Origin of the sequence: Streptomyces sp., from assembly GCF_031178505.1 — a bacterium.
Taxonomy (GTDB): Bacteria; Actinomycetota; Actinomycetes; order Streptomycetales; family Streptomycetaceae; genus Streptomyces; species Streptomyces gulbargensis.
The window spans coordinates 1-11533 of the sequence record NZ_JAPSIW010000149.1 but is presented as its reverse complement, the minus strand read 5'-3'; the positions used below and the strand labels follow the sequence as shown (position 1 = coordinate 11533).

At 73.5% G+C, this 11533-nt stretch carries 10 protein-coding genes and 1 pseudogene; 5 read left to right on the top strand and 6 right to left on the bottom strand.

Annotation, left to right across the window (positions count from 1 at the left end):
- From RIF68_RS13225 to RIF68_RS13215, 3 genes and pseudogenes are all read right to left on the bottom strand, one after another.
- A pseudogene (locus RIF68_RS13225) lies at positions 1-601 on the bottom strand (hypothetical protein); the annotation flags it as partial.
- Positions 602-810: 209 nt separating this feature from the next.
- Complete coding sequence (aceB, locus tag RIF68_RS13220) at positions 811-2433, bottom strand: malate synthase A (RefSeq protein WP_309051411.1); 1623 nt, start codon at positions 2431-2433, stop codon at positions 811-813.
- 246 nt (positions 2434-2679) lie between these two features.
- Positions 2680-3321, bottom strand: a complete 642-nt coding sequence (locus RIF68_RS13215) for a nucleotidyltransferase family protein (RefSeq protein WP_309051410.1) — start codon at positions 3319-3321, stop codon at positions 2680-2682.
- 176 nt (positions 3322-3497) lie between these two features.
- Here RIF68_RS13215 and RIF68_RS13210 point away from each other — a divergent pair, with 176 nt between their 5' ends.
- Complete coding sequence (locus tag RIF68_RS13210; protein WP_309051409.1) at positions 3498-3830, top strand: DUF5955 family protein; 333 nt, start codon at positions 3498-3500, stop codon at positions 3828-3830.
- Between the two features lie 168 nt (positions 3831-3998).
- Here RIF68_RS13210 and RIF68_RS13205 read toward each other — a convergent pair whose 3' ends face one another.
- Positions 3999-4625 (bottom strand): response regulator transcription factor, encoded by a 627-nt coding sequence (locus RIF68_RS13205; RefSeq protein WP_309051408.1) that lies wholly within the window; start codon positions 4623-4625, stop codon positions 3999-4001.
- The gene (locus tag RIF68_RS13200) at positions 4622-5779 is read right to left on the bottom strand and encodes a sensor histidine kinase (protein WP_309051407.1); all 1158 of its coding nucleotides are present in this window, start codon (positions 5777-5779) and stop codon (positions 4622-4624) included. Before RIF68_RS13200 ends, RIF68_RS13205 begins: the two co-directional genes overlap by 4 nt.
- Positions 5780-5889: 110 nt before the next feature.
- On the opposite strand from RIF68_RS13200, the gene RIF68_RS13195 reads away from it, so the two are divergent.
- Both RIF68_RS13195 and RIF68_RS13190 read left to right on the top strand, forming a co-directional pair.
- Positions 5890-6996: an ABC transporter permease gene (locus RIF68_RS13195; RefSeq protein ID WP_309051406.1), complete on the top strand. Its 1107-nt coding sequence runs from the start codon at positions 5890-5892 to the stop codon at positions 6994-6996.
- Positions 6993-7673, top strand: a complete 681-nt coding sequence (locus tag RIF68_RS13190; protein ID WP_309051405.1) for an ABC transporter ATP-binding protein — start codon at positions 6993-6995, stop codon at positions 7671-7673. The genes RIF68_RS13195 and RIF68_RS13190 overlap by 4 nt, the downstream gene beginning before the upstream one ends.
- A 62-nt stretch (positions 7674-7735) precedes the next feature.
- Here RIF68_RS13190 and RIF68_RS13185 read toward each other — a convergent pair whose 3' ends face one another.
- Positions 7736-8545, bottom strand: coding sequence for an IclR family transcriptional regulator (locus RIF68_RS13185; RefSeq protein WP_309051404.1), 810 nt, complete (start codon positions 8543-8545; stop codon positions 7736-7738).
- A 326-nt stretch (positions 8546-8871) separates the two neighbouring features.
- On the opposite strand from RIF68_RS13185, the gene allB reads away from it, so the two are divergent.
- Positions 8872-10206, top strand: a complete 1335-nt coding sequence (gene allB / locus RIF68_RS13180) for an allantoinase AllB (RefSeq protein WP_309051403.1) — start codon at positions 8872-8874, stop codon at positions 10204-10206.
- Position 10207: 1 nt separating this feature from the next.
- Positions 10208-11323, top strand: coding sequence for an allantoicase (alc, locus tag RIF68_RS13175; protein WP_309051402.1), 1116 nt, complete (start codon positions 10208-10210; stop codon positions 11321-11323).
- Positions 11324-11533: the final 210 nt, after the last annotated feature.

Below are 11533 nucleotides of genomic sequence, written 5' to 3'. Positions count from 1 at the left end.
CGTCGATCTTCGCGTCGACCTCGGCCTGCTGGTCGTCGTGGCAGTAGGAGTACCAGACGATGTAGTCGGTCGCGCAGGTGCTGATGATGTCGGCGAAGCCCAGGTCGTTGCCGCCGATGGAGAGCGCGATCAGCTTCACGTCGTGGGAGGCGGCGACGGCGGCGAGCTGGTCGGCCTGCGGGGCCTCGCCCTTGTACGGCTGCCCGCCACGCGAGGCCCGGAAGACGTTGGCCGTGGTGGCCCCGGAGCAGGCCAGGTTGACGAGCGCGGAGGCGATCGGCCCCGCGCTTCTGACCTCGGAGGAGTCCGAACGGTGGCAGCCGCCCGCGGTCGCGCCGTACACCCGCGACGGGTCGTAGCCGCTGCCCGTCCAGGCCCGGTCGGTGCCGTTGCGGCTGCCGGTGTTCGTCAGGCTGTTGCCCTGCCAGCGGCCGGCCTCGCCGGAGATGTAGCTGTCGCCCATCGCGACCACGGCGGTCGGGCCGTTGCCGGGGGAGGCGTGGGCGGCGGGCGCCGCGGCGGAGGCGAGCCCCGCGGCGGTGCAGAGGGTGGTGCACAGAGCCAGGAGTCCGCGCAGGGCGCGGCGGGGGGACGAAGGCATGACGGGGCTCCTGCGGTGCGCAGTGACGTGGGGGACGACCGCCGGCCGGTGGCATGGCGGAATCTCGCACGGCGTGGCTTGTTACCGCTAGGTAGCTGCATATCTCGGTTGCGTCACGGCCCCTGTCACGCGCCAGGGCCCCGCCGTCCGGTGGTGTGCGCCACCGGGCGACGAGGCCCTGGTCGGATGCTGTTCGGCCGCTGTGCGGGTCAGCCGACCAGCTGCTCGTAGGCGGGCAGCGTCAGGAAGTCCGCGTAGTCCGCGTCGAGGGAGACGTGCAGGAGCAGGTCGTGCGCCTGCTGCCACTTGCCGGCCGCGAAGGCCTCCTCGCCGATCTCCTCACGGATCGCGGCGAGCTCCTCGGCGGCGACCTTCCGGGCGAGTTCGGGGGTGGCCGTCTCGCCGTTCTCGAAGACCACGCCGGCGTTGATCCACTGCCAGATCTGCGAGCGGGAGATCTCGGCGGTGGCCGCGTCCTCCATGAGGTTGAAGATCGCGACGGCACCGAGGCCGCGCAGCCACGCCTCGATGTAGCGGATGCCGACCTGCACCGCGTTGCGCAGTCCCTCGTAGGTCGGCTTCGCGTCGAGCGAGTCGATGGCGATGAGGTCCCCGGGCGCCACCGAGACGTCCTCGCGCAGCCGGTCCTTCTGGTTCGGCCGGTCGCCGAGGACCGCGTCGAAGGAGGCCATGGCGATCGGGACCAGGTCCGGGTGGGCGACCCAGGAGCCGTCGAAACCGTCGTTCGCCTCGCGGTCCTTGTCGGCCTTGACCTTCTCGAAGGCGACCTTGTTCACCTCGGCGTCCTTGCGGGACGGGATGAAGGCGGCCATGCCGCCGATCGCGTGCGCACCGCGCTTGTGGCAGGTGCGGACGAGGAGTTCGGTGTACGCGCGCATGAACGGGGCCGTCATCGTCACGGCGTTGCGGTCCGGCAGGACGAACTTGGCGCCGCCGTCACGGAAGTTCTTGACGATGGAGAAGAGGTAGTCCCAGCGGCCCGCGTTGAGACCGGCGGCGTGGTCGCGGAGCTCGTAGAGGATCTCCTCCATCTCGTACGCGGCCGTGATGGTCTCGATGAGGACCGTGGCGCGGACGGTGCCCTGCGGGATGCCGACGTAGTCCTGGGCGAAGACGAAGATCTCGTTCCAGAGGCGGGCCTCCAGGTGCGACTCGGTCTTCGGGAGGTAGAAGTACGGGCCCTTCCCGAGGTCGATCAGACGCTGGGCGTTGTGGAAGAAGTAGAGCCCGAAGTCGACGAGCGCGCCGGGCACCGGGCGTCCGTCGAAGGTCAGGTGCCGCTCCTCCAGGTGCCAGCCGCGCGGCCGCATGACGACCGTGGCCAGCTCCTCGGCCGGCTTGAGGGTGTACGACTTGCCCGAGCGCGGGTCCGTGAAGTCGATCTTCCGGGTGTACGCGTCGATGAGGTTGAGCTGCCCCAGGATGACGTTCTCCCAGGTGGGCGCCGAAGCGTCCTCGAAGTCGGCCAGCCACACCTTCGCGCCGGAGTTCAGCGCGTTGATCGTCATCTTGCGGTCGGTGGGGCCGGTGATCTCGACGCGGCGGTCGGTCAGGGCCGCCGGGGCCGGCGCGACCTTCCAGGAGTCGTCGGCGCGGATCGCCGCGGTCTCGGGAAGGAAGTCCAGGGTGGACGTACGGGCGATCTCGGCGCGGCGCTCCGCCCGGCGGGCGAGCAGCTCGTCCCGGCGCGGCGTGAACCGCCGGTGCAGCTCGGCGACGAAGGCCAGCGCCGCCTCGGTGAGCACCTCCTCCTGACGGGGCAGGGGTTCGGCGTTGACGACGGCCAGGGGGGACGGCGCTGGTGCGGACATGGACTGTCACTTCCTTCAGCGGACTTCGCGGGCGGTGCCAGGCGGCCGCCGGGCGTCACGCGACGGCACGGAGTGCCGCAGGCGCCGAGATACGGCCGCGAGCGCCGTCAGAGGTATCGGGCGCTTCTGAACAGTGGATACTAGTTTCCTCATAGTGGAAGTTCAATGGTTTGTTGATGTCGAGATTCTCCGGATCGACACAACGTGGCGCTCCGTGCCACACCGTGGTCGCCCCCGCGCCGACGCTCACCCCTCGAGCCGCGCCAGATCCGCCGCCGTGTCGATGTCGTACGGCTCCGCCACGTCCGCGCACTCCACCAGCGCGACCGCCGCCCGGTGCGCCGCCAGGTAGTCCCGCGCCCCCCGATCACCCACGGCCGTGTCGCTGATCCCGGCCCACCGGTCCGCGCCGAACAGCACCGGATGCCCCCGCCTGCCCCCGTACGAGGCCGCCACCAGCGCGTCCCGCCCGCCGTACCCCGCCAGGACCCGGGCCACCGCGGCCGCCCCGATCCCCGGCTGGTCCACCAGCGCGACGAGCGCCGCGTCCACCCCGCGCGGATCGGCCGCCAGCGAGGCGAGCCCCACCCGCAGCGAGGACCCCATCCCCTCCTCCCAGTCCGGGTTCTCCACCAGCACGCACCCGGGCAGTTCCGCCCGCTCCCGTACGGCGCCGGCCGCCGCGCCCAGGACGACGTGCACCACCTCGCAGCCGCCCGCGCGCAGCACGTCCACCGCGTGCTCGACCAGCGGTCGGCCGCGGTGGGGGAGGAGGGCCTTGGGGCGCCCCCCGAGTCGCCGGCCACCCCCGGCGGCGAGCAGCAAGCCCGCGACGAGCGGGGGGCGTTCGGCGGGCGGGGTGGGCTGTCGGTCATCCGCGGTTGTCATGGGTCCTGCATACCCCATGCGCGGAATGACACGGTCGCCTGAATTCCCGCCTCGAAGGGTGGCGCGCGGGGTGGCGAAGGAGTTTACTGGCCCGACTCCCGGCGTCCGGCCGCCGTTCGGCGGGCCGGCCCGGCGCGTGGGGTACTGCGCACACCGTCGTGCGAGGGGGGAGAACCATGTTGCGAAGTGGCGTGGGGCAGAGGCGAGTGACCGGCGAGGGCGTGGACCCCAGAGTGGCCGAACTGCGGTCCGCCGTGTCCCGGCTCCGGCGCGAACTCGCCGTCCACCGGGCCGACTTCGCCGACCGTGGCATAGCCGAGGACGAGCTCGCCGCCCTGGACGCCATGGCGATCAGCGGCACGCCCGAGGTACGTAGGCTCCGCCGCTCCCTGCTGATCGTCGCCGGCTCGCTCGGCTCCGTCAGCGCCCTCGCCGGCGGCCTCGCCGCCGTCCGCCACGCCGTCGAACTCTTCGGCCCCCCGCCTCCTGAGGACGGCCCGACGCGCTGAACGCGGTCGCGGGCGGAGGGGCAGCGCGCGGCAGGCGTGCGGGACGCCTGGTGGGTGCCGGTAGCGGACGTCGGCCGGTGAGGAGGCCGCAGGCGCCCGGGTGCTGCCGCCTGCTCGTGGCTGCTCGGTCGGAGACGGGCGGGCGCGCTCGGGGGCGGGGGCGGCCCGTCAGCGTCGGATCAGGCGCCGCGCGCGGGCCGCCGCCACCGCCGCCGTGCGGGAGTCCACGCCGAGCTTCGCGAAGACGTGCACCAGGTGGGACTTCACCGTCGCCTGGCTCAGGAACAGGGCCTTGCTGATCTGCTGGTTCGACAGGCCCTCGCCCACCAGCTGGAGCACTTCCAGTTCGCGCTTGGTCAGGGCCTGCGCGGGCGTCCGCATGCGGTCCATGAGCCGGTGCGCCACCGCCGGGGCGAGGGCGGACTGTCCGGCCGCCGCTGTGCGCACGGCCGCCGCCAGCTCCTCGGGCGGCGCGTCCTTCAGGAGGTAGCCCGACGCGCCCGCCTCCACCGCCGCCAGGATGTCCGCGTCCGTGTCGTACGTCGTCAGGACCAGCACCTTCGGCCCCCCCGGCAGCGCCGTGATCGCCTCCGCGGCCTCCACGCCGTGCATCCCCGTCCCGAACTGGAGGTCCATCAGGACCACGTCGATGCCACCCGCCGCCGCCCGCTCCACCGCCCGCTCGGCCGTCGCCGCCTCCGCGACCACGGCGAAGCCGGGTTCCGTGGCGAGGACGGCGCGCAGTCCGGCCCGTACCACCGGATGGTCGTCGGCCAGCAGGAGCCGTACGGTCATGTGCCCACCTCCTCGGGAAGGGGCAGCGAGACGGCCACCGCCGTCCCCTGCCCGGGCGCCGACTCGACCGTGAACGCGCCGCCCAGCGACTGCGCCCGCGACCGCATCGCCGGCAGGCCGAAACCGCCCTCGGAGGAGGGCCGCACCGCGGCGGGATCGAAGCCGCGCCCGTCGTCCACCACGTCCAGCGTCACCGAGCCGTCCATGAACGACAGGGTGATCTCGGCGCGCGAGGCACCGGCGTGCCGCACCGTGTTCGCCAGCGCCGACTGCGCGATCCGCAGCAGCGCCACCTCGTACGGGGTCGGCAACCCGACCGGCGTCCCGCTGACCGAGAACCGCACCCGCGGACCCGCCCCCGGCGCGCACAGCCGCTCCAGTGCCGCCGCCAGGGAACCGTGCTCCAGGTCCGGCGGCGCCAGCGCCCGCACGAACCGCCGTGCCTCGGCCAGATTGTCCTGCGCCGCCCGCCGGGCCCGCTCGATGTGCCCGGCCGCCGGAGCGTCCGGCGGCAGTGCCCGCTCGGCGGCCCGCAGCAGCAGCTGGATCGAGGACAGCCCCTGCGCCAGGGTGTCGTGGATCTCCCGCGCCAGCCGCTCCCGCTCGGCGAGCGTCCCCGCGTGCCGCTCGGCCGCCGCCAGTTCCTCCCGGGTCTCGATCAGCTCCTCGATCAGCCGCCGCCGGCGCTCGCTCTCCCGGTACAGCGCCTGGTACCCGAGCACCGTCGCGACCGCCACCGCCGCCCCCAGCAGCGGTCCGATGAACACCCCCGGGTTGAGCGCGGCGCCGTGCCCCGCGTACGAGACGATGGCCGCGGCCGCCGTCAGCGCGACCGACGGCAGCGACCAGCGGGCCGGCAGCAGGTGCAGCTGGAGGAAGTACAGCGGGAACGCCACCCACAGCGCCTCCGGCGTCACCCAGAGCAGCGCCAGCCAGGACGCCCCGAGCACCGCCAGCCACACCCCGGCCGCCCGCCGCGACGCACGTACGGACGGCAGGAACGAACCGGTCGCGTACACCGCCCCGGTGACCGCCGCGAGCACCGCACCCGCCGTGTCCGACCGCATCCCGGCCAGCACCAGCAGCCCCGCCATCAGCAGATGCAGGCAGAGGCGCAGCACGCGCAGCGCGGGGGTGAGGGCACGGGGATCCATGATTTCCCAGCGTAGGCGGCGCGCGGCCGCGCGGGCTCAACCGAAAGTTTGATCGTGGAGCCATCCGGGGCGCGATGCCCGCCGGGCGCCGGCCGACCAGGCTGGTCGGCATGTTCGTGGCATGGAGAGACCTGAGATTCGCCCGGGGACGGTTCGCCCTCATGGGGGCCGTGATCGTCCTGATCACCCTGCTCGTGGGCCTGCTGTCCGGGCTGACGGCCGGACTCGCGCGGGAGAACGTCTCCGCGATCACCGGGCTGCCCGCCGACCGGCTCGCCTTCGCGGCGCCCGCGCCCGGCCAGGAGGTCTCCTTCACGCGGTCGACGGTGACGGAGGAGCAGTGGCGGCGGTGGGCCGAACGGCCCGGCGTCACCCGGGCCGCCCCGCTCGGCATCCGTACCGCCGACGCCCGGGCGGGGGACCGCGCCGCCGCCGTGAGCGCCTTCGGTACGGAGCCGGGCGCGGGCCTCGCTCCCGGTCCCGTCGCCGCCGGCCGGGCCGTCCTCTCCACCTCCGCCGCCGCGGAGCTGGACGTCACCGCCGGGGACACGGTCCGCCTCGGCGCCCTGGAGCTCACCGTCGCCGCGGTCGCGGGCGACGCCTCGTACAGCCACACCCCCGTCGTGTGGACCTCCCTCGCCGACTGGCAGGGACTCGGCGTGACCGGTACCGGGCCGGGCGGCAGGGGGTCCGGCGGGAGGGGGGCCGCGGCGCAGGCCACCGTCGTCGTCCTCGCCGGGACCGGAGCCGACTGGGCGGCCGGCGACACCGCCCTCGGCACCCGGACCGGGACCGTGGACGAGGCGCTCACCGCCATCGGCTCCTACCAGGCCGAGAACGGCTCCCTCCAGATGATGCGCGCCTTCCTCTTCGCCATCTCCGCGCTCGTCATCGGGGCCTTCTTCACCGTCTGGACGATCCAGCGCGGCGGCGACGTGGCCGTCCTCAAGGCCCTCGGCGCCTCCACCCCGTACCTCCTCAGGGACGCCCTCGGACAGGCCGTCCTCATGCTCACCGCCGGAACCCTGACCGGCACCGCCCTCGCCGCCGGTGCCGGGGCGCTGATCGCGGGCGGGGACGTGCCGTTCGTCCTGGAACCCCTCACCGTGCTCGGCCCCGCCGCCGTGATCACCGTCCTCGGGGTCCTCGGCGCCGCCCTGTCCGTCCGGCGGATCACCGCCGTCGACCCCCTCGCCGCCCTCGGGAGCGCCCGATGACCCTCGTCCTCGACGACGTCACCCTCACCTACCCCGACGGCGACGGCCGCCTGACCGCCCTCGACGCCGTGTCCCTGGAGGTCCCGGCCGGCTCCCTCACCGCCGTCGTCGGCCCCTCGGGCTCCGGCAAGTCGAGCCTGCTCGCGGTGGCGGCGACCCTGGTCACCCCCGACCGGGGCCGGGTCCTCGTGGCCGGTGCCGACACCGGCGCGCTCTCCCCGGCCGCCCGGGCGGAGCTGCGCCGGGACCACATCGGCATCGTCTTCCAGCAGCCCCATCTGCTGCCCTCCCTCACGGCCCTGGAGCAGCTCCAGGTGATGGCCCATCTGGCGGGGCGCCGGCCGAAGGAGGTACGGGAGCGGGCGCGGGACCTGCTGGACGCGGTCGGCCTCACGGACCGGGCCGCGGCCCGCCCGCACCAGCTCTCCGGGGGGCAGCGGCAGCGCGTCAACATCGCGCGGGCCCTGATGAACGAGCCCTCGGTGCTGCTGGTGGACGAGCCGACCAGCGCGCTCGACCACGAGCGGGGAGCGGCGGTGATGGACGTGATCGCCGGCCTGACGACCGAGCGGGGAACCGCGACGGTCCTGGTCACGCACGACCGGACCCATCTGGCCCGCGCCACGCGCACGGTCACCGTCCACGACGGCCGCCTCACGGCGCCCGTGGCCGCCTGAGCACACGCGCGGGCCCGCCCTCCCGGAGTGGGACGGCGGGCCCGCGCGCGTGCTCAGGCGCGTTACGAGGCGCCGTTGGCGGCGGTGTTGGCGAGGGCCGTGGACAGCTCGCGCGCCACCTGCTGGAGGATCGGCACGATCTTCTCCGTCGCCGCCTCCGTCACCCGGCCCGCGGGCCCCGAGATCGAGATCGCCGCGGCCGTGGGGGAGTCGGGCACCGGCACCGCGAGGCAGCGGACCCCTATCTCCTGCTCGTTGTCGTCGACGGCGTAGCCGGTCACGCGGACCGTCTCCAGAGCCGCCAGGAAGCCCTCGGGCGTGGTGATCGTCTTCTCCGTGGCGGCCGGCATGCCCGTGCGGGCGAGCAGCGCGCGCACCTCCTCGGCCGGCGTGTGCGCGAGCAGGGCCTTGCCGACGCCCGTGGAGTGCGGCAGCACCCGCCGGCCGACCTCGGTGAACATGCGCATCGAATGCTTGGACGGCACCTGCGCCACGTAGACGATCTCGTCACCGTCGAGCAGCGCCATGTTGGCCGTCTCGCCGGTCTCTTCCACGAGCCGCGCCAGGTACGGGCGGGCCCAGGTGCCGAGCAGGCGGGAGGCGGACTCGCCGAGCCGGATGAGGCGGGGCCCGAGCGCGTACCGGCGGTTGGGCTGCTGGCGGACGTAACCGCACGCCACCAGCGTCCGCATCAGCCGGTGGATGGTGGGCAGGGGGAGCCCGCTGCTCGCGGAGAGCTCGCTGAGCCCGACCTCGCCCCCGGCATCGGCCATCCTCTCCAGGAGGTCGAAGGCACGCTCAAGGGACTGGACGCCTCCGCTCGCGGCGGCGGGCTTGGCGGCGTCGGTGGTGCTGGCGCTGGACGTCGGCACGTCAACGGTCCTTTCGAGGCAGGCGGGCAAGGCAGCAGCCTACCGGGCCACCGGGCCGGGCACATGGCCCAGGTCCGGGCGTCCGGGCCGGTCAGGGGGGTGTTTGTCCGTTGTCGGCGGCCGCGTCGAGGGGTCCTGATCCGCCCCGCATGTACGGAGCTACGTTCTACTCTACGAAATATCGATTCCACTTCATGGAAACATCCAAGCGGGCCCCTCAGGGAGTCCCCAGGGCAAGTGTGCCCTTGACGCCATGTCGTCCCGGGTGAAGACTCCTTCAACAGTTCGTTGAATTTCTGCTTCACGGAAGAGGAAAAGGGGTACGGGTGGACGTCAACCTGGTCCTGCGCTCGACGCGTGTCATCACCCCCGAAGGCGCCCGCGCGGCGTCGATCGCCGTCTCCGGCGGGACGATCACGGCCGTCCTGCCGTACGACGCCGAGGTACCGGCCGGCGCCCGGCTGGAAGACGTCGGGGACGACGTGATCCTGCCCGGCCTGGTCGACACCCACGTCCACGTGAACGACCCCGGCCGCACCGAGTGGGAAGGCTTCTGGACCGCCACCCGCGCCGCGGCCGCCGGCGGCATCACCACCCTCCTCGACATGCCGCTCAACTCGCTGCCGCCCACCACCACCGTCGACAACCTCCGCGTCAAGCAGGACGTCGCCCGCAGCAAGGCCCACATCGACGTCGGCTTCTGGGGCGGCGCCCTCCCCGACAACGTCAAGGACCTGCGGCCCCTGCACGACGCCGGCGTCTACGGCTTCAAGTGCTTCCTCTCGCCCTCCGGCGTCGAGGAGTTCCCCGAACTCGACCAGGAACAGCTGGCCACCTCCCTCGCCGAGATCGCCGGCTTCGGCGGGCTGATGATCGTCCACGCCGAGGACCCGCACCACCTCGCCGCCGCACCCCAGAAGTCCTCCCCGGCCTACGCGGACTTCCTCGCCTCACGCCCCCGCGACGCCGAGAACACCGCCATCGAGAACCTGATCAACCAGGCCCGGCGGCTCGACGCCCGCGTCCACGTCCTCCACCTCTCCTCCTCCGACGCGCTGCCGCTCATCGCCGCCGCCAAGGCCGAGGGGCTCAAGGTCACCGTGGAGTCCTGCCCCCACTTCCTCACCCTCACCGCCGAAGAGATCCCCGACGGCGCCACCGAGTTCAAGTGCTGCCCGCCCATCCGCGAAGCCTCCAACCAGGACGCCCTCTGGCAAGGCCTCGCCGACGGAGTGATCGACTGCATAGTCTCCGACCACTCGCCCTCCACGGCCGACCTCAAGACCCCCGACTTCTCCTCCGCATGGGGCGGCATCTCCTCCCTCCAGCTCGGACTGCCCGCCATCTGGACCGAGGCCCGCCGCCGTGGCCACACCCTCGAAGACGTCGTGCGCTGGATGTCCGAAGGCCCCGCCCGCCTCGCCGGACTCGACACCAAGGGCGCCATCGAAGCGGGCCGCGACGCCGACTTCGCCGTCCTCGACCCCGAGGCCACCTTCACCGTCGACCCCGCCGAACTCCAGCACCGCAACCGCATCACCGCCTACGCCGGCAAGACCCTCCACGGCGTCGTCACCTCCACCTGGCTCCGCGGCCGGCGCATCAACGACCGCGGCACCCTCGCCGAACCCGCCGGCCGCCTCCTCGAAAGGAACAACTGACGTGCCCGCCATACCCCGCCACACCGGTGACGCCAGCCCCTACGGAGGCGGCGACCCCTACGCCGACTACCGCACCGCCGACTTCCCCTTCACCCGGTACGCCGACCTCGCCGACCGCCGCCTCGGCGCCGGAGTCATCGCCGCCAACGACGAGTTCTTCGCCGAGCGCGAGAACCTGCTGAAGCCCGAGCCCGCCGAGTTCGACCCCGAGCACTTCGGCCACAAGGGCAAGATCATGGACGGCTGGGAAACCCGCCGCCGCCGCGGCATCTCCGCCGACCAGCCCCACCCCACCGAGGACGACCACGACTGGGCCCTCGTACGCCTCGGCGCCCCCGGCGTCATCCGCGGCATCGTCGTCGACACCGCCCACTTCCGCGGCAACTACCCCCAGGCCGTCTCCATCGAGGCCACCTCCGTCGCCGGCTCCCCCTCGCCCGAGGACCTCCTCGCCGACGACATCAAGTGGACCACCCTCGTCCCGCGCACCGCCATCGGCGGCCACGCAGCCAACGGCTTCGCCGTCGACGTCGAACAGCGCTTCACCCACCTCCGCGTCAACCAGCACCCCGACGGCGGCATCGCCCGCCTCCGCGTGTACGGCGAAGTCGCCCCCGACCCGCGCTGGCTCGCCGCCCTCGGCACCTTCGACCTCGCCGCCCTCGAGAACGGCGGCCAGGTCGAAGACGCCTCCGACCGCTTCTACTCCCCGGCCACCAACACCATCCAGCCCGGCCGCTCCCGCAAGATGGACGACGGCTGGGAAACCCGCCGCCGCCGCGACAAGGGCAACGACTGGATCCGCTACAGCCTCGCCGCCGAAGCCGAGATCCGCGCCGTCGAGATCGACACCGCCTACCTCAAGGGCAACAGCGCCGGCTGGGCCGCCCTCTCCGTCGCCGCCGAAGGTACCGACGACTGGACCGAGATCCTCCCCAGGACCCGCCTCCAGCCCGACACCAACCACCGCTTCGTCCTCGACACCCCCGCCGTCGGCAGCCGCGTCCGCATCGACATCTACCCCGACGGCGGCATCTCCCGCCTCCGCCTGTACGGCTCCCTCACCGAAGCGGGCGCGGCCCGGCTCACCGCCCGCCACCAGGAACTCGGCGGCTGACCCACCCCAGCCACCGACCACCGGGCAGGCACGACACCCCGCCCGGCGGCCAGAGGACGCACCGACCCGACAGCACCGGTGCGTCCTCTGTCTTCTTCCCGGGGCTCGGTTCGCCTCCGGGCGCTCGAGCCGGGCTCACGGCCCCGGCCGTGCTCGCCTCCCTCGTCCCTCGCGGGCCTGCGCGCGCCCGGCACCGTTCCCCCGGCGCGC